The 18,905-nt window shown below is 63.9% G+C and carries 10 protein-coding genes and 1 pseudogene; 8 read left to right on the forward strand and 3 right to left on the reverse strand.

Features of this window, described 5'->3' with window-relative positions; genetic code table 11:
* Nucleotides 1-2 precede the first annotated feature (2 nt).
* The 3 genes from NKK52_RS27575 to NKK52_RS27585 all read left to right on the forward strand — a co-directional run bounded on the left by NKK52_RS27575 (nt 3) and on the right by NKK52_RS27585 (nt 3,915).
* A complete protein-coding gene (locus NKK52_RS27575) occupies nt 3-2,081 on the forward strand; it encodes an acetate--CoA ligase family protein (protein WP_023684274.1) in 2,079 nt (692 codons plus the stop codon).
* Nucleotides 2,074-2,856 carry a carnitinyl-CoA dehydratase gene (locus NKK52_RS27580; protein ID WP_023684273.1) on the forward strand — a complete coding sequence of 261 codons (783 nt, stop codon included), beginning with the start codon at nt 2,074-2,076 and terminating at the stop codon, nt 2,854-2,856. Before NKK52_RS27575 ends, NKK52_RS27580 begins: the two co-directional genes overlap by 8 nt.
* A 123-nt stretch (nt 2,857-2,979) precedes the next feature.
* Nucleotides 2,980-3,915, forward strand: a complete 936-nt coding sequence (locus NKK52_RS27585) for an alpha/beta hydrolase (RefSeq protein WP_023684272.1) — start codon at nt 2,980-2,982, stop codon at nt 3,913-3,915.
* Between the two features lie 5 nt (nt 3,916-3,920).
* Here the strand turns inward: NKK52_RS27585 and NKK52_RS27590 are convergent, their stop codons facing one another.
* Entirely contained in the window at nt 3,921-4,784 is an 864-nt protein-coding gene (locus NKK52_RS27590; protein ID WP_023684271.1) for a hypothetical protein, read from the reverse strand.
* Between the two features lie 6 nt (nt 4,785-4,790).
* Complete coding sequence (locus NKK52_RS27595) at nt 4,791-6,383, reverse strand: ABC transporter substrate-binding protein (RefSeq protein WP_023684270.1); 1,593 nt, start codon at nt 6,381-6,383, stop codon at nt 4,791-4,793.
* Between the two features lie 202 nt (nt 6,384-6,585).
* Between NKK52_RS27595 and NKK52_RS27600 the strand changes: the two genes are divergently transcribed.
* From NKK52_RS27600 to NKK52_RS27620, 5 genes and pseudogenes are all read left to right on the forward strand, one after another.
* The gene (locus NKK52_RS27600; RefSeq protein ID WP_031204153.1) at nt 6,586-8,841 is read left to right on the forward strand and encodes an NHL repeat-containing protein; all 2,256 of its coding nucleotides are present in this window, start codon (nt 6,586-6,588) and stop codon (nt 8,839-8,841) included.
* 10 nt (nt 8,842-8,851) lie between these two features.
* Nucleotides 8,852-12,708 (forward strand): annotated as a pseudogene (locus NKK52_RS27605) (DUF7929 domain-containing protein).
* 375 nt (nt 12,709-13,083) lie between these two features.
* Nucleotides 13,084-13,761, forward strand: coding sequence for a ribulose-phosphate 3-epimerase (gene rpe / locus NKK52_RS27610; RefSeq protein WP_023684266.1), 678 nt, complete (start codon nt 13,084-13,086; stop codon nt 13,759-13,761).
* 493 nt (nt 13,762-14,254) lie between these two features.
* Nucleotides 14,255-14,992 carry a GntR family transcriptional regulator gene (locus NKK52_RS27615; protein ID WP_023668851.1) on the forward strand — a complete coding sequence of 246 codons (738 nt, stop codon included), beginning with the start codon at nt 14,255-14,257 and terminating at the stop codon, nt 14,990-14,992.
* A 230-nt stretch (nt 14,993-15,222) separates the two neighbouring features.
* Nucleotides 15,223-16,734, forward strand: coding sequence for a malonate--CoA ligase (locus tag NKK52_RS27620; RefSeq protein ID WP_031204152.1), 1,512 nt, complete (start codon nt 15,223-15,225; stop codon nt 16,732-16,734).
* A gap of 74 nt (nt 16,735-16,808) precedes the next feature.
* Here the strand turns inward: NKK52_RS27620 and NKK52_RS27625 are convergent, their stop codons facing one another.
* Nucleotides 16,809-18,863 carry an ABC transporter ATP-binding protein/permease gene (locus tag NKK52_RS27625; protein ID WP_023684264.1) on the reverse strand — a complete coding sequence of 685 codons (2,055 nt, stop codon included), beginning with the start codon at nt 18,861-18,863 and terminating at the stop codon, nt 16,809-16,811.
* Nucleotides 18,864-18,905 lie beyond the last annotated feature (42 nt).

Here is an 18,905-nt window from a genome sequence, read left to right on the forward strand (position 1 = left end):
CCATGCACAAGCTTGAGCGTCTGTTGCGCCCAAAATCCATCGCGGTGTTCGGCGGGGCCCAGGCCGCCGCCGTCGTCGCCCAATCGATCAAGATGGGCTTTGTCGGCGAAATCTGGCCGGTGCATCCGAACAAGGACGAGGTCGCCGGCCGCAAGGCCTATCGCTCGGTCGCCGAATTGCCCGGGGCGCCCGACGCCGCCTTTGTCGGCGTAAACCGGCATCTCACCATCGAGGTGATCAAGGCGCTGGCCAAGCGTGGCGCCGGCGGCGCCGTCTGTTTTGCCGCGGGCTTTCTTGAGACCGAGGCCTATGACGATGACGGCGAGCGGCTGCAGGCCGAACTGGTGGCTGCCGCGGGCCAGATGCCGATCATCGGGCCGAACTGCTACGGCCTGATCAACTATGCCGATGGCGCGCTGCTATGGCCCGACCAGCATGGCGGCATCAGGCTGCCCGAACGCGCCAAGGGCGTCGCCATCATCACCCAGTCCTCCAACATCGCCATCAACATGACGATGCAGAAGCGCGGCCTGCCGATCGCCTTCCTGATGACCGCCGGCAACCAGGCGCAGACCGGCCTCTCCGAAATGGCGCTCGGCCTGATCGAGGACGAGCGCGTCACCTCGCTCGGCCTGCACATCGAAGCCTTCGATTCGGTAGCCGGCTTCGAGAAGCTGGCGGCGCGGGCGCGCGAACTGAAGAAGCCGATCATCGCCATGAAGGTCGGCCGGTCCGAACAGGCGCGGCAGGCGACGGTCTCGCACACGGCATCGCTGGCTGGCTCGGACGCTGCCTCGGGCGCTTTCCTGCGGCGGCTCGGCATTGCCCGCGTCGATTCCATCCCCGCCTTTATCGAGGCGCTGAAGCTTCTGCATGTCACAGGACCACTGCCCGGCTATCGACTGTCATCGATGAGTTGCTCGGGCGGCGAAGCCTCTGTCATGGCCGACAGCGCCGAAGGCCGCTGGGTCAATTTCCCGGAGCTCACCAGCAAGCACCGCGCCCATGTCAAATCGACGCTCGGGCCGCTGGTCGCGGTCGCCAACCCGTTGGACTATCACACCTTCATCTGGAACAACGAACCGGCGATGACCGCCACCTTCACCGCCATGGTGTCGGGCGGCTTCGACCTCAACATGCTGGTGCTCGACTTTCCACGCCCCGACCGCTGCTCGGTCACCGACTGGTGGGCGACGCTGCGCGCCTTCGAATCGGCGCTGAAGACCAACAAGGCGCATGGTGCGATCGTCTCGTCGCTGCCGGAGAACCTGCCGGAGGAATATACCGCCGAACTGATGGCGCGCGGCATGGTGCCGTTGTTCGGCATTTCCGAGGCCATGGACGCCGCAGGCGCGGCAGCCTTCATCGGCTGGGCCTGGGCCGAGCCGCAGGCGCAGCCGATCGACACCACGGCTGCAGGTGCGGCCGGAGGCGACCATGTCACGCCTGATGAGGCCGAGGCCAAGGCGCGGCTGATCGAGGCCGGCTTGCCTGTGCCGAAGGCAGAACGTGCCGCCAATGCTGTCGAGGCCGTCATCTCATCGATGGCGCTCGGCTTCCCGGTGGCGCTGAAGGCGCTCGGAGTCACCCACAAATCGGAAGTCGGCGCGGTCAGGCTGAACCTCAAGGACGCCGAATCCGTGAGCACGGCGGCGCATGATCTGCTGCCGCTCGGCACCGGCCTCTATGTCGAGCGCATGGTGCGCGACGGCGTTGCCGAACTGATCGTCGGCTTCACCCGCGACCCGATGTTCGGCGCCGTCATGACGCTGGGCACCGGAGGCGTGCTGGTCGAGCTGTTGCGCGACAGCGTCACGCTGATGCTGCCGGCGACGCGCGACGACATCGAGGCGGCCCTGCGTGGCCTTAAACTGTTTCCGCTGCTCGACGGCTATCGTGGCCGGCCCAAGGCCGATGTCGGGGCTGCCATCGACGCCATCGCGGGCATTGCCGGCTTCGTGCAGACGAATGCCGGAGAGATCGAGGAACTCGACATCAACCCGCTGATCGTCTGCGCCGAGGGCAAGGGCGCCTGGATCGCCGACGCGCTGCTGGTGCTGGGAGAGAAGAAGAATGTCTGACGTCATTTCCACCCGCCGCGAGGGCACCATCCTCGAGGTCACGCTCGACCGGCCCAAGGCCAACGCCATCGACCTGAAAACGTCGCGGCTGATGGGCGAGACCTTCAAGGCGTTCCGCGACGATCCGGAACTGCGCGTCGCCATCGTCAAGACCGCCGGCGACAAGTTCTTCTGCGCCGGCTGGGATTTGAAGGCCGCCGCCGGCGGCGATGCGGTCGACGGCGACTATGGCGTCGGCGGCTTTGCCGGCCTGCAGGAGCTGCGCGACATGAACAAGCCTGTCATCGCCTGCGTCAACGGCATGGCGGTCGGCGGCGGCTTCGAACTGGCGCTGTCCTGCGACCTCATCTACGCTTCCGACCATTCCTCCTTCGCGCTGCCCGAGATCCGTGCCGGCACGCTGGCCGACGCCGCGACGATCAAGCTGCCCAAGCGCATCCCCTATCACGTCGCCATGGACCTTTTGCTCACCGGCCGCTGGATGGATGTCGCCGAGGCGCATCGCTGGGGCCTGGTCAACGAAGTGCTGCCCAAGGAAAAGCTCGAGGACCGCGTCTGGGAGATCGCCCGGCTGCTCGCCGGCGGCCCGCCGCTGGTGTTCGCCGCGATCAAGGAAACGGCGCGCGTGGCCGAGGCGCTGACCTTCCAGGATGCGATGAACCGCGTGACGCGGAGGCAATTGGCGACCGTCGATGCCCTGTATGGCTCGGAGGACGGCATGGAAGGGTTCCGGGCGTTTGCAGAGAAGCGCGACCCGGTGTGGAAGGGGAAGTAGGCTCTTTACCCTCCCCTCGATGGGGAGGGTCGGACCGAAGGTCCGGGGTGGGGTGATGCGCCGCCACCCCCACCCGCCGCTTCGCGGCGACCTCCCCCATCAAGGGGGAGGTAAAGGAGCTGCATGACCGACTACAAAACCCTCATCGACGCCGAGACCTGGGCCTTCATCGAGCGCACCAATTCCTATTATCCGCCGGACACGATCGACTACACCATCGCTCAACAGCGTGTGATCTATGACCGGATGTGCCGCGAGTTCTTTGCCGGCTATCCCGACGGCGTGACGGCGGAAACGACAATCATTGCGGCGCACGACATCCCGATCCGCATCTATCGCAGCGCAATCCCGAACCGGGCCGCGATCGTGCTCTACATTCATGGCGGCGGCTTCATTCTCGGCGGGCTCGACAGCCATGACGATGTCTGCGCCGAGCTATGCGCCCGGACCGGCTTCGATGTCGTCTCCGTCGACTACCGCCTGGCGCCGGAGCATCTGCACCCGGCCGCCTTCGACGATGCGCTGCACGCCTTCGAATGGGCGGCCAAAACCTACGATCAACCTGTCCTGCTCTGCGGTGACAGCGCCGGCGGCAATCTCTGCGCGGCCGTCGCCCACGCAACGCGCGGTCATGCCAAAAGACCGATCGGCCAGGTGCTGATCTATGCCGGCCTTTTCGGCGACCGTTCGAAGGGATCCTATGTGACGCATGCCGAGGCACCGATGCTGACGGTGCGCGATATCGAGTTCTACAAGCACATCCGCACCGGCGGTGTGGATCGGACCGGCGACGTCACCTTGTCGCCACTGGCCGACGCCGATTTCACCAATCTGCCGCCGACAGTGCTGATCACCGCGCAATGCGACCCGCTGTCATCCGACGGCGAGGCCTATCGCGACCGCCTTCTCGCTGCCGGCGGCCATGCCGCCTGGTTTGAGGAGCCGGGGCTGGTGCACGGCTATCTCAGGGCCAGGCACACGGTCGACCGGGCCCGCGCCTCCTTCAACCGCATCGTCGAGGCGGTCGCCGTGCTGGGCAAGGGCGACTGGATCTGGTGAGCCGCTCAGCCGCGGACAAAGGCGATCAGCGCCTCGGCCATGCGATCGTTGAACTCGCGGCGAAAGCGGTTTTTCTTCAGCCATTCAGGGTTTGAGCCGACGGTCTTGTTGGCATCCACGACAACGCCTTTGCCATCGACAATGAAATAGTCGATGGCGCCGAAGTCCAGGTTGAGCCGCTGCCGCACCGCCAGCACTTCCGGTGGCACGGCGCCGCCCACCTCATTGCTCAGGATTTTTGAGCCGGCGCACAACACATCGTCGTAGACCTGCCGCATGTTGATCTCGGCGCCGAGCAGGAACATGTAGCGGTGCTTGACGATGGGCAGGTCGAGGGTATCGAAGGCGAATTTCTCGACCATCAGGCGATTGTTACGCCATACATCCCGCGGAACCTCGCCGATCGTCTGGTAGACTTGATAGGGCGGGCACAGGCGGTCCTTGTAGCCGGGTTCAAAGAGCTTGCGGATGACATGCGCGCTCCTGGTCAGGCCGTTGCGATGCTGCCACCAGCGCTGCTCTGGCCGACCCCTGGAGTTGAGGACGGTCTTGACGACAACCGGCCCCTTGTGACTGTCGCCTGCCTCCAGCTTCAGCGTCGAATAAAGGTACCGGTGGATGGACAGCGCGCGACCATTGATGGTGCGGTCGTAGAGGTGGCCGAGCCCGCGGTACGTTGGCGGGACGACTGTCAGGTCGACATGCAGAAAGGCCGCCGGCGCCCTATCCTGGCCGGCTGGCCGGTCGAGCAGGCGCACTTTCAATCCGGCCTGTTCCAGGTAAGGCAGCAGCTGCGCGATGCTGTAGCTCCGCACCAAGCGGAAATTGCGCAGGCTCTCCACATAGACATCGAGATCGGCCGCTGACACCGAACGCTATTCCCTGATATCGACGCCCGAGAAATCATGGTGATCAAAGGGGTCCATGACATAGCCCGTCACCTGTTCGCGCATCGGCATCGAGACCACGGAGTGGGCGATAGCGACCCACGGCATCTGCTCCCTGAAGATCGCTTGCGCCTGCGAATAGAGTTTTGCGCGGGCAGCGGGATCGACGATCCCGGCTGCCTGCTTGAGCAGATCGTCGAAGGCCGGAAAACACCAGTTGGCACGATTGGTGGTGCCGACGCCGGCACAGCCAAGCGGCACCGACAGGAAGTTGTCGGGGTCGCCATTGTCGCCGGTGAAGCCGAACAGCATGGCGCCGTCGCGGTCGCGTGACTTCGAGCGGGCAAGGTATTCAGTCCACTCATACGTCACGACTTCCACGTTGACACCGATCTTTGCCAGGTCGGACTGGATCATTTCGGCCATACGCTGCGCATTCGGGTTATACGGACGCTGCACCGGCATCGCCCAGATCTTCATGTGCAGGTCTTTTACGCCGGCATCGGCGAGCCCCTGCCTGGCGGCAGCGGGGTCGAAGACATGATCGGGGCTCGTCTTGTCATAGGCCCAGGAGGTTGGCGGCAGCGGATTGCGTGCGACTTCGCCGGTGCCGCGGAATACGACGTCGACCAGCGCCTGCGTGTCGATGGCAATGGCGATCGCCTTCCTCACCCTTGGATCGTCGAAGGGCTTCTGCAAGGTGTTGAAGGCGAGGTATCCCGTATTGAGGCCCTCCTGCCGCATGACCTTGATGCCGAGTGTCGCCTTGATCGCCTCCAGGTCGGCCGGATTTGGATAGGGCATGAGATCGCATTCGCCGGCGCGCAGCTTTTCCATGCGAATGCTGGCATCGGTGGCAATGGCGAAGACGAGATCGTCGATCTTCGGCTTGCCGCGCCAGTAGTCCGGATTGGCCTTGTAGCGGATGACTGCATCCTGCTGGTAGTCGACAAGCTGGAATGGACCCGTCCCGACCGGCTTCAGCGCCAGGTCGAGCAGCCGCTTCTCGGCGACGAGCTTGTCGGCATATTCCTTGGAAACGAGCGAAGCGAAATCCATCGCCAGGTCGGCAAGCATCGGCGAATGCGGCGCCTTCAGCGTCATCACCACAGTATGGTCGTCAAGCTTGCGCCAACCGGCGACAAGATCCGGCATGCCGATGCCGTCGAAGTAAATGTACTGGCGTTTGGCGTAATTGTTGAACGGGTTCTGCGCGTTGGCCTGCCGGTCGAAGGTAAACAGCACATCATCGGCGTTGAAGTCGCGGCTCGGCGTAAAACCCTCGACGCTGTGGAACTTCACGCCGTGCCGCAGGTGGAATGTGTAGGTGAGGCCGTCGTCGGAAATCTCCCAGCTTTCGGCAAGGCCGGGGCGCACCTTGGTGGTGCCGGGATCGAACTCGACCATGCGGTTGTAGAGAGCGGTGGCCGAGGCGTCGCGGGATCCGGAGGCGAGTGCGGGATCGAACGTATCGGGGCTAACCTCGGTGCAGTAGACCAAGGTCTTGGCTACGGATTGATGGACCGGCAACGCACATGGAAAAAGCGCCGCCAGCAAGAGAACGAAGTGCCTGCGTGTCATGATCCCCCCAGGGTTGGGAAGACGCTAGCAGAAGCCGGCACTGACGGTAAGTAAGCCGGCCGGTCTTTCGCGCGCCAAGACTGTTTTCCACCTTGAGTTGACACAAGGAATTAGCCGCGCCTCTGTGAAATGGCGGACAGACCCGGCCGCCGTTTTGCATGAACCTTTCCGCTTCAGCCTGCGACTGACGACCAGGCGCCGCATGGTGCGGGCCGGAAAGGATGCCCCCATGACTAGGACCCCAGAGGCTCCACGGTCTCCGGGACCAACGCAAGCTCAGCGCGACCACCGCCTTCGGGATGGAGTCGATGCGCTGGGCTTTCGGCTGATTCCGTTGACCCTGCGCAGGAGCAGGCGTATCGTGAAGATGAGGAAAGCAGACAATTCGATCAGGGACGAACGTGCCGGAACGCCGCGCCTTGCCCTGTTTCGCGCGGCCGGACCGGATGTTCCTCCCGAAAACTTCGGGGGGAGTTTTATGTCCTGCGATCGCGGCGCGTCCATGTCGTCTCCAAGCGGCGGTTTGCGCCGTTCGCTCCATCTGGCCGGCGGTTTGCTTGCCCTGGCGCTGAGCGCCGCGCTCTGGTTGGGCACAGCCGCCCAAGCGCAGGAAACCCAGATCATCTATCCCGGCTCGATGGCGGTCACTGGATTTTCCGGCACCGTCATTCCCAATTTCGACTCTGCCGATTCCGAAAGGGGGGGGCTGCCGCCCGGCGTCGACCCGGTCGACGAAACCTTCATCGACACGACGCGCGCCACCTTGCGCGTCTTCGACGTTTCGGCGCTCGGCGGACCGGCTTCCGGCCAGCTCGTCTACACGCCGCCGCCTTTCGAGGTGACGGCCGAACAGATCGGCCAGGTATTCGCCATCACCTATGATGACGGTGTGCGCGACGGCGTTCCCTCGGGCGTCCCCAACCTCTATGCCGGCGCTACCTCGCTGCACGGCATCCGTATCGTCACCCCGGACGAAGATGCCGACGGTCGGCCCGAGCGACAGCGCCGCGGAACCGCAGGCGCCGTCTTCATGGACGGCCAGTTCGGCACCGAAAGCGGTGGCGGTCCGGGCACGATCTGGAAGATCGACGGCATCACCGGCGCGGTCTCCAAATTCGCCGACATTGACACCAACAGCGGTTCCGGCATCGGCGACATCAGCTTCGACAGCAATCACCGCGAGTTCTTCGCCAGCGATCTCGACACCGGCCTCATCCACCGCCTCGATGCCAACGGCACGCTGATCGACACATTCGATCACGGCGTTGCCGGGCGGCCGGCGCATGGGCTGGCTCCCGTCGCCGATGACGGTGCGGTGATGGACATACAGGGTGCTGTCTTCGACTCGGAAGACCCCGACACATGGGGCTACACGCAGGACGAACGCCGCGTCTGGTCCGTCGCCTATCATGGCGGCCGGCTCTATTATTCGGTCGGCGAAAAGGCCGAGATCTGGTCGGTTGGCATTGCCCGCGATGGCAGCTTTGCCGGTGATCCGCGCTGGGAGCTGACGGTCAAGGCCGACAAGGACTACGCCGTCACCGACATCGCCTTCGACAACCAGGGCTTCATGTATCTGGCGCAGCGCGGCCCGGTCGAGAATCGCTACGATTACAGCCAGTTCGCCGATTCCGGCAAGGGCGAGGTCATCCGCTACTGGCGCGAAAACCCGGACGATCCGGCGACGGAATCGGTCTGGGTGGAAGAGCCGCAGGAATATGCAGTCGGCTTCCCGCAAGGCAACCGGCAGTCGGCCGGTGGGCTCGACCTGCAATATGGCTATGACGCCGACGGCAATCTCGACACCGGCGTGTGCACCGACACGCTGGTCAACACCGGCGACAAGCTGCGCGACAACCCGACACTTGCCGACCAGCTCGCCGCCGGCGGGCCGCTTGCCGTGCACGGCGTGCAGATCACGCCGACGCCGTTGGTCAAGCCGGCCAACGTGCCGCCTTTCGGCTCGTGGTTCGTCGACTTCGACGGCTATTTCGAAGACCCAGAAGTGGAAGGCCATGTCGGCGACGTCGAGGTCTGGCACCCCTGCGACGGCCGTGCCGGCTATTATGAAGAGATCCCAGGCGGTTATCTGCCGCCGTTCTATCCGCCGGGCTTCCCACCGCCCGGCGATCTGCCTCCGTGCATCGATGTCGAGGATGTTCAGTTCTACTGCACGCCTCGCGGCCTCCAGGCCGACCTCTATCTCCATGACCATGCCGGCTTTGGCGGCGATTCGATCAAGGTCCAGTCCATGACACCAGGCGTCGGGGTGACATCACCCCAGTCGCATGCTCCCGGTAAGCCTTACACGGTCGACATCACCGGCCATTCTCCGGGCGACAGAGTCGATGTTGGACTTTGCTTCTACAGGCAGTCCGACAAGGACAAGGGTGGCTACTACCCTTGCTGCAAGATGACTTTGCCGCTCAGAACCCCGGCCGTCAGCTGCGAACGTTGAGGAGGGGAAGATGAAAAATCTCGCACTTTCCCCGACCGCGAACAGCAGTCAATCCAACGTCATGGAGACCATCATGAAACCCCTGTCATATGCCAGGCGCGGCGCGCGCTGGCTGATGGCGGCCGGTATCGCGGTCGCCATGTTCACCCCTGTGGCAAGCCACGCCGAAGATGCAGTCCCGATCACTCCGGAACTGCGGCTCGACCTCGACAATTCAAAAATCGTCAATCCGAGGCCGGAACGGATCGTGCCGTTCTTCACCAAAACAGGCACACAGAGGAGCTGCGACTACGTCGTCTACTCCCTGAGCTTTGGCCTGCGCGGCGACTCGCAAGGCTTTGCCGACCCAAGCTTTTCGGCCAGGCTGAAGAAACTCCAACTCGACTTCAAGGATCAGCTTCCGCACGGTCTTGCGATCGTCAACGTCAACGTGTCCGGCGACGGCACGGATGCGTCTGGCGGACCGCTGCCGGGTGCGACAATCAGCACCTCGGCTAATCCGAACGATACGGCAACGGTTTCCGATTTCCGGATTTCCACCACCGATCTCGACGGCGCTGGGGCTGGCAATGAACGCGTCATCAATTTCAAGATCACCGCCAAGATCGACCATGCGGCGTTTCCTTCGCCGACCATCGTCGACAACCAGGGCATGATCAAGGTGACGCCGGGCGTCGGCACGGGGGCCATCATCCCGTCGCAGGATCCGGGCAAGCCCGACGACGGCGACTACAAGACCGGGGCCAAGACCTCGATCAAGATCGACCTCACCAACTGTGACAAGCGGCCTCCGCCTCCCGACCGGGAATGTTTCAAGGTGGAGCGCGGCACGGTCGATTGCGTGCAAGGCGGCGGCGCGTTCATCTACCACATGCCTGTCGGCCCGGAGATGGGCGGAAAATGGGTGCAGGTATCGACGACGACCCCAGGCATCACCATCATCCCCGACACGCAATTGGTGCCGGCGGGCGGCGGTGTGCTGAACTGGAAGATCGTCGGTGCATCGCCCGGCGACGTCATCCACCTCATCGTCACCGGCATCGAGACCTATGCCGGCCCGAAGGAGGGTTGGGGACTATGCTGCACGCAGACCATCGACATCGTCATCCCGCGTGACTTGAGATGTCCCCCAAGGACAAGGAACCGGACCTCAAGGTCGAGAAACGCGCCGACGTGACGCGTTGCACAATGGGGGGCGGCTGCGACTTCACCATCAAGGTCACCAATGTCGGCGACGGGCCGTATCACGGCAAGATCGTGCTCGACGAGGTGACGCTGCCGGCCGGCTCGACTCTGGATTCAGGGCCCAATCCGCCCTGGGTATGCATGCCCGGCGTGACCCCGATGACGTGCACCTATCCGGTGACCACGCTCAATCCGGGGGCCTCCATCAACCTCAAGCTCGGCTTCAAGCCGGCGGGTGGTTGGCAAGGCAGCGCGCTGCGCAACTGCGCCACCTATAATTACGGCGCCAGCGGCAAGCCGCTGTTCGGCAGCCAGCAGAACGATCGCGGCTGTGCCTCGATCCCGATCTGCCGGCGTGGCGACCGCGACCGCGATTGCCGGCCCCCGGTCGACAAGAAGGTCGACCTGATCCTGAAGAAGCGTGCCCGCATCCCGGTCTGCACACCCGACGGCATCTGCTACTTCGTGATCGACATCATCAACAATGGCAGCGTCCCCTATAATGGGCCGCTGACGGTTATCGACAATTACCCGGGCGGCGCGCCGGCCTCTTCGACCTTCGGCCCGTCTCCGCCCTGGACATGCGGACCGAACGGTCCCGGCCAGTTCCGCTGCGACAATGCAGGCATCGTGCTGATGCCGGGCGCCTCGACGCCGATCGTCGTCAGGGCGGTCATGCCGGCCGGCTACCAGTCGGATTCGGTCGAGAACTGCGCGGCGCTGAAGCCCGTCCCCGGTGAGGTCGACCTCACCAACAACAAGGCCTGCGCCAAGGAACGCTTCCGTCATCCCAATGGCGGCAAGCCGACCCTACGCATCACCAAGGTCTGCAATGGCTCGCTCGCCGGTGCGGCGGTGGTTTCCTGCCGCATCACCGTCATCAGCCTTGGCACCTCTGCCCCCACCGGTCCGGTGCGGGTCAACGATGCTGCCACGCTGATATCGGGTGGCGCGCCGGTCCAGATCCAGACCGTCACACCCGACGGTGCGGAATGGGCCTGCGGAGCGGTTCCGGCCAATGCGCTGTCGTGCCAGATTCCCGGCGCCGTGATGACTCCCGGAACATCGAGGCACTTCGACGTGACGGTCTCGGCCAATGGCGCGTTCGAGAACTGCGCACGCGGCTCGTATGGCCCGGCCCCTGGAGACGATATCGTCTACCCTATCGGCCAGGCCTGCGCCAAGGGCGGCGGCACGTCCACCATCAGCGTCAAGAAGACCGGCGATGCCGAGTGCCAGCCCGGGCAACCCTGCTCGTTCGAGATCACCATCACCAATGATGGCCAGACCGCCTTCTCCGGTCCGGTCCGCATCGGCGATGCGATCGGGGTGGACGGGCTGGGGCGGCTGCAAGGCGTCGCGATCACCTCGATCGAGCCGCCCTTCGGCTGCTCGCCCGAACCGACGACCTTGCCGTTGACCTGCATTGCCAACCTGACGCTCGGCGCCGGGGAAAGCCATGTGCACAAGGTCACCGTGGTCCTTCCCGACGCTCCCCTGGCCAATCTGCGGGGCAACGTCAGCGGCCGGAACTGCGTCGGGGTCTTGTCTCCCGACACCAGGGTGCAAGGCGGCGGCGACGTACTGCCCGGCGACCTGACCAATATCCAGGGCGATCGCGGCAAGGCCTATGCCTGCCATCCGTTCACCATCAAGCGCGAGGTGAAGAAGGAATGCTCGCCGGGGTTCGTCATGAACGATGCCGGTCGGTGCGTGTGTCCGGAAGGCACGACGTTCCGCAACGGCCAGTGCTCGCCCGACGGCGGCGTCATCATCCAGCCAAAGGATCCAAGGCCCTGCGTGCTGCTCAAGGGCCAGATCCGCACCGAGGATGGACGCTGTGTCTGCCCCCGCGGAACCGAGCTTGAGAACGGCGCTTGCATCAAGACCGACAAGCCTGGCTGCACCATCCCCGGTTCGGTCCCGACGTCGGACGGCAATGGCTGCTACTGCCCGGAAGGTACGCATCTCGACCGACAGGCAAATGCCTGCGTGCGCGACAAGCAGAAGCCTCAGGAGTGCAGCATACGCGGCCAGGTTCATGATGCCGATGGCGATTGTGTCTGCCCGCGTGGGACAGAGGTGCGCAATGGAGCCTGCCGGCCGATCCGGCCAAAGCCTGAACAGTGCTCGATCCGTGGTCAGATCCAAAACGCCAATGGCGATTGCGTCTGCCCGGACGGCACAGAAGTCAGGGGCAAGGTCTGCCGGCCGATCCGGCCGAAGCCCGAGCAGTGCTCGATCCGCGGCCAGGTCCACGACGCCAATGGCAATTGTGTCTGCCCGCGGGGTACCGAGGTGCAAGGCAATGCCTGCCGGCAGAAGAAGCCTGTGCTGGAACAGTGCGACATACGCGGCCAGGTGCACAACAAGCGCGGCGAGTGTGTTTGCCCGCGCGGCACCCAGGTGATCGACGGCGCATGCCGCAAGCCGAGGCCGCAGGTGGGAGACTGCGCCCCGGGCTCGCAGATGGTCGGCGGCCAGTGCGTGCCGATCATCAGGCGGCGCTGCCCCGAAGGCACCGTTGGTCGGTTCCCGAACTGCAGAGCCATCCGGCAGCAGCCGTCGCTCGACCCGACCCTGTTGCTCAATCCAGGTGTCCTTCAGCAGTTCATACCGAAGCGCACGCCGCAGACGCAGGTACAGCCGCAAAGGGATCCGGCGGCCAACTTCAAGCCATAGGATCTGACACGAGTCAAAATTCAGAACCCCGCCGGAGCGATTCGGCGGTTTTTTTTCGTCAGCGCGATCGGGGTCCGCCGCATCTCGTCGTTGAAATGCCGGTGCAATCTTCCTCGGACGCCAGCAAGCCGCTGTCGCCCGACGGTCCCTCGATAAAGCCGTCCAGCGACGTCAGCATGGAAGAGACGGTCTTTCCCTCTGAGCTCTCCTTTCTGTTTTCGCCAATTGGGCCATAACCGGAAGCGAGGCCGAGCAGGTAAGGCATCAGCCGGGCCGCTCCTAGCACAACAAATACCGACTTTCCCTTTTCGGGATCATGGTCTAGGCAGACGTTTGGATCGCGCCCGCAAACAGGGCGCCCAAAGGGGCCGCATCATGAGCAGGAAGACCCTGATCGCGCCATCGGTGCTGGCGTCGGATTTCTCGAAGCTCGGCGACGAGGTCGAGGCGGTGGCGGCGGCCGGCGCCGACTGGATCCATCTCGACGTGATGGACGGGCATTTCGTGCCCAACATCACCTTCGGCCCGCCGGTGATCAAGGCCATCCGCAACCGCACCAAGGCCTTCTTCGACTGCCATCTGATGATTGCGCCGGCCGATCCTTATCTGGCCGCCTTTGCCGATGCCGGCTGCGACGGCATGACCGTGCATGCCGAGGCCGGACCGCATCTCGACCGCTCGCTTCAGACCATCAAGGGTCTCGGCAAGAAGGCCGGCGTATCGCTTAATCCGGCGACGCCGGAAAGTGCGATCGAATATGTGCTCGACCGGCTTGACCTGATCCTGATCATGACCGTCAATCCGGGTTTCGGCGGGCAGGCCTTCATCCCGGCCATGGTCGACAAGGTCAAGCGGGTGAAAGCGCTGATCGGAAACCGGCCGATTCGCATCGAGATCGACGGCGGCGTGTCGCCGGAAACCGCCCCTCTGGTCACATCAGCCGGCGCCGATGTGCTGGTGGCGGGCGCCGCCATCTTCAAGGGCGGCAGCGTCGAAGCCTACCGGGCCAATATAGAAGCCATCCGAACCGCGGCCGACCGGGCTGCCGGCTGACATCAGTTCCAGGGCAAGTTCCCGGCTGGTCGGTTCTCCTCGGCCTGATCTCCCTGCCTGATCCTTCGATCTCCCAAAAAGCCGTCAACGGGTGGCAGCCGCAAGGGCATCGCGGCAAGCGACAGGATCGCGGCATCCGGCACTAGTTTTGGCCCATAAATCTAGTGGATAACTGCCGAGGGATCTGCATGCGGGGAGAGGTCAATCCGGCGGCATGACGCGCGTTAAGAAAAAATTATCCGTATTCGGGATCTCGAAGCTGTTTCTCGAGGGCGCCTGCCATGCTGGGAGACAAACTTTCTTCAGAAGAACAAGTTTTTCACGATTTTAGTTACTTCCGGCGGATAAGATGCGGTCAACCTTCCTCTTTAGGTCGAATATCGTGATCTTTCGCTTGAGGGGCGGATGCCTTAGGAGTTACAGTAAATTTACAGGGGAAATCGTTTGCTTCGCGAACGGCCTAGCGGAGCATGGGAGAGCTACAGGAGTCATATTGACCTACGGATCTGCCGATGTGAGCGAAGGCGCGGGACCCAAGAGCACACTCGCTAGTACGGTCTATCAACAGCTTCGCGACGATCTCCTGCGCGGCGTGTTTGAAAGTGAAAGCAAGCTTCGTGTCGAATGGGTGGTTTCCCGTTACGGCGCCGGCGCCTCACCGGTTCGCGAGGCCCTCAACCGACTTGCTTCGGAAGGCCTGCTCGGCCGCCACGACCAGCGCGGTTTCTTCATCATGCCGGTCAGTGCCCCGGAACTCGAGGAATTGACGCGCACCCGCTGCTGGCTGGAAGAGCGGGCGCTGCGTGAATCCATTGCCAACCGCACCGGCGAATGGGAAGAGCAGCTCGTGCTGGCCTTGCATCGCCTGGCGCGTGCCCCGCGCCGCTTGCCGGAGGATCCGTCCTCGAACAATCCGGAATGGGAAAAGCTGCACCGCGCCTTCCATCGGGCACTGATCGCAGGCTGCCGCTCGCATTGGCTGACCGGCTTTTGCGACCAGCTTTCGGATCAGGCCTCCCGTTACCGGCTGATCTCCCAGGACGGCAGCGAGCGCGACGAAATCAGTGAACATCGGCTGATTGCGGAGCGCACGGTGGATGGCGATGCCGATGGCGCCGTTGAAGCCCTCCTCAGCCACTACCGTCTGACGGCAGCCATGTGCATGGAGCGCTTCAACGACAGCGGCGATCCACGCGTGAGCGCCACCAAGGCGCTGCGCAGCCGCAGATAGAAGCGCTTCCGGTCCGCTATCCAAAATCCGCCCGCTATCCAAAATCGCCCGTTATCCAAGTCCGCTTGCCTTCATCTGATCGGCGGCAAACCCGATTTCACGTTTTTGCCGGACGGAGGCGAAATCGTTTCCTTTGTTCCAAGGCCATCCGGCTCTAAATCAAAGGGATAGAGCATGATGTCCTCCGAAAACCGCTTCACACTTTTCGGCATCATCTCTAGGGAATGCGCATGACCAATCACCTGTTCGACGCGTTCCGCGGCCGGATTTCAGCCTCCGAGCGCATCCTGATGGCGACCGATGACGGACGCGCGATCGCCTATGGCGACATGTTGGCGCAATCGGCACAGCTGGCACATGCGCTGAGGCATTTTGGCGTCGAGCCGGGCGACCGCGTTGCCGTGCAGGTCGAAAAAAGCCCCGAATGCATTTTCCTCTACCTCGCCTGCCTGCGCGCCGGCGCGGTCTTCCTGCCGCTCAACACCGCCTACACGCTGGCCGAACTCGGCTATTTCTTCGGGGATGCCGAGCCGCGGCTGGTCGTCTGCGACCCGGCCCGCGCCGGCGCTATCGCGCCGTTGGCGCAGGCGTCGGGTGCTGCCACCGTCACGCTTGGCAGCAATGGTGAGGGCTCGCTGACCGCACTGGCGGCACAACAGCCCACGGATTTCGACGCCGTGGCGCGCGGGCCGGACGATCTGGCCGCAATCCTTTACACATCCGGCACCACCGGACGCTCCAAGGGCGCCATGCTCAGCCATGAAAACCTGGCCTCCAATGCGCGCGTGCTGGTCGAGCAATGGCGTTTCACCGGGGATGACGTGCTGATCCACGCGTTGCCGATCTTCCATACGCACGGCTTGTTCGTCGCCACCAACGTCACCCTGATGGCCGGCGCCTCGATGCTGTTCGAGCGGAAATTCGACGCCGGCCGCATCGTCTCGCTCTTGCCCCGCGCGACAGTGATGATGGGGGTGCCGACCTTCTATACCAGGCTCCTGCAGCAGGACGGGCTGGATGCCCAGGCGGCGAAGAACATCCGCCTGTTCGTTTCCGGCTCGGCGCCGCTGCTCGCCGAAACGCACAAGGCCTGGCGCGAGCGCACCGGCCACGCCATTCTCGAGCGCTACGGCATGACCGAGACCAACATGAACACGTCGAACCCCTATGAGGGCGAGCGTCGGGCCGGCACGGTCGGCTTCCCGCTGCCCGGCGTTTCGCTGCGCATCGCCGACCCTGACAGCGGCGATGCGCTTGGCCAGGGTGAAGTCGGCATGATCGAGGTCAAAGGTCCGAATGTCTTTTCCGGCTATTGGCGCATGCCGGAAAAAACCAAGGCGGAGTTTCGCAAGGACGGCTTCTTCATCACCGGCGACCTCGGCATCATCGACGCGGACGGCTACGTCCACATCGTCGGCCGCGGCAAGGATCTCATTATCTCCGGCGGCTACAACATCTATCCCAAGGAGATCGAGAGCGAGATCGACGCCGTTGCCGGCGTCTTGGAAAGTGCCGTCATCGGAATTGCCCATCCCGATTTCGGCGAAGGCGTCACCGCTGTCGTGGTGCGGGCGCCGGCATCGCGGATCACCGGGGCCGAGATCGTTGGCGCCATTGCCGGCCAGCTGGCCAAATACAAGCACCCGAAGCAGGTGATCTTCGTCGATGAGCTGCCGCGCAACACGATGGGCAAGGTGCAGAAGAACCTGCTGCGCGAGACCTACAAGGGTCTCTACGGCTAATCCATAGCCGGCTAATGTCTTTGCCCAAGCGCTTCGCCTGGACATCTCTGTTCGCGGTTCGGCAGTGGCGCCTTTTACTTGCGCGGCTTTTTCACCCGAGTGCTGGAACCCCACAAAGCGCGGTTCAGCAGGCTGCGTTTGCGCTTGCGCGGGATGAGGTCGACGTCGCTGACGAGCTTGGCGCCGCCCTCCCGCCGCTCCAGGGTGATCTTGCGGCTGTGGAAGGCTTCGAGCTCCGCACGATGCGCCACGCTGATGATGGTGACGTCAGGCAGTTCGCGGATCACCGTCAACATCATCGTGTCCTGGCTCTTCTCGTCGAGCGCCGAAGTCGCTTCATCCAGCACCACGATATCGGGGCGATGCAGCAGCAGGCGCGCGAAGGCGAGGCGTTGCTTTTCGCCGCCCGACAGCGTCTGGTCCCATGGCGCCTCTTCCTTGATCCTGCCGGTGAGATAGCCAAGCCCCACCTTGTCGAGGGCAGCCTTGATTTGCTTGATGGTCCACTTGTCCGCCGCCGCGGGATAGGCGACCGCGCGGCGAAGCGTTCCGGAAGGGATGTAGGGGCGTTGCGGCAGCATGAACAGGCGCCTGTCGGTGTGGAAATTGACGCTGCCGCCGCCCCATGGCCACAGGCCCGCGACGGCCCGCACCAGCGTCGACTTGCCTGAACCGGATTCGCCTGAAACCAGCACCCGCTCGCCCGGCTCGATCACGACCTCGGTTTCCTTGACTACGGAGGTGCCGTCGTCGAGTGTCACGGAAAGATTGTCGAGGCTGAGGATGGCGCCGTCTTCCGCTTCGCCCCGGTTGATGCGTCCGAGCGCATCGCTCTGCTCGGCGCGCTCGAGCCCATCGAGCGACATCATCAGCGAGGCAATGCGCCGCGCGGAGGCGTTCCAGTCGGCGAGGCGCGGATAGTTGTCGACCAGCCAGCCGAACGCGCCTTGCACGATGCCAAAGGCAGACGCCGCCTGCATCACCTCGCCAAGCGTCATCGAGCCTTCGAGGAATTTTGGCGCGCACAAAAGGATCGGCACGACCGGCGCAAACAGGCTCGATCCCTGCGACACCGCGGCCGTGCGCATGTGCTGTCCGGTCAGCAGCGCCCATTGCCTCAGCACATGGCCGAAATTCCTGTCGATCCCGCTGCGCTCCTCGTCCTCGCCTCCCAGCAAGGCGATGCTCTCGCCGTTTTCGCGCACGCGCGTCAGCGTGTAGCGCAGTTCGGCCTCCGCCTGGTTCTTCCGCTCGGAGAGCTGGACGAAGTCGCGGCCGATGACCACCATCGAGGTCGAGGTGATGGCGGCATAGATGATCGCGGTGATGACCAGAAAGCCGGGAATGGTGATGCTCTCGCCGCCGATCGGCAGGGTGAGCGCGCCGCCGATGGTCCACAGCACGACGATAAAGGTCGAGGCCGACAGGAACGCGTTGAGGACGCCGGCGGTGAAATCGACCGGCGACTCGGTGGCGATGCGCAGATCCTCGGTCATGCGGGCCTCGGGGTTCTGGTGGTCGCCGCCCACGAGGTTCAGCTGGTAGTAGCGGCCGTTTGCCAGCCAGCGCGCGACGACCCCGGTGGTCAGCCAGGAACGCCAGCGGCGCTGGATCGTCATGCGCAGATAGACCTGCGCGACGACAAGGCTGCCGCTGCAGATCACCAGCGGCACGAATACGGCGCTGAGGAGATAGACCGTGCGGGCGTTGCGCTGCTCGAGGGCATCGAACATCGAGCGGTTCCAGACGTTGATGCCATACTGGAAACCGATGTTGATGCAGATCAGCAGCAGCACTCCGATCGTCAAAGGCCAGGCGAGCTTGTCGCCATGCCTCCCCCAATAGCCGCGCCCGCTGATCCAGAAACGCCGCAGCAGATATTTTTTGCGCGCCTGCTCGGCCTGCTCGGGCGTCAGCTTGGGATCGGGTTCGACGGCATCCGGCGGCGGCGCAGCCTCGCCAACGGGCTCGGACGCGGCTTCGGCGGCCGATGCTTTTTTCTCGCGCGGCGTGTCCTCGCGCGGTCCATCTCCGCGCGTTTGCCGTGACGGCTTTTCCCGACGCGACTTCGTGGCATCGCGCGCTTCGATGCCGTCGGCCGGTTTCGATTTGGGTTTTGCCTCGGACATATGCCCCGACAACGACCTCCATATCAAAAGGTTTCATGGTAT

This window comes from Mesorhizobium sp. C277A (assembly GCF_040324395.1).
GTDB lineage: Bacteria > Pseudomonadota > Alphaproteobacteria > Rhizobiales > Rhizobiaceae > Mesorhizobium.

Excerpts from the sequence above, each read along its gene's own strand:
- NKK52_RS27575 (WP_023684274.1), top strand. The coding sequence starts at position 3 with ATGCACAAGCTTGAGCGTCTGTTGCGCCCAAAATCCATCGCGGTGTTC.
- NKK52_RS27580 (WP_023684273.1), top strand. The coding sequence starts at position 2,074 with ATGTCTGACGTCATTTCCACCCGCCGCGAGGGCACCATCCTCGAGGTC.
- NKK52_RS27585 (WP_023684272.1), top strand. The coding sequence starts at position 2,980 with ATGACCGACTACAAAACCCTCATCGACGCCGAGACCTGGGCCTTCATC.
- NKK52_RS27595 (WP_023684270.1), bottom strand. The coding sequence starts at position 6,383 with ATGACACGCAGGCACTTCGTTCTCTTGCTGGCGGCGCTTTTTCCATGT.
- NKK52_RS27600 (WP_031204153.1), top strand. The coding sequence starts at position 6,586 with ATGGTGCGGGCCGGAAAGGATGCCCCCATGACTAGGACCCCAGAGGCT.
- rpe (WP_023684266.1), top strand. The coding sequence starts at position 13,084 with ATGAGCAGGAAGACCCTGATCGCGCCATCGGTGCTGGCGTCGGATTTC.
- NKK52_RS27620 (WP_031204152.1), top strand. The coding sequence starts at position 15,223 with ATGACCAATCACCTGTTCGACGCGTTCCGCGGCCGGATTTCAGCCTCC.
- NKK52_RS27625 (WP_023684264.1), bottom strand. The coding sequence starts at position 18,863 with ATGTCCGAGGCAAAACCCAAATCGAAACCGGCCGACGGCATCGAAGCG.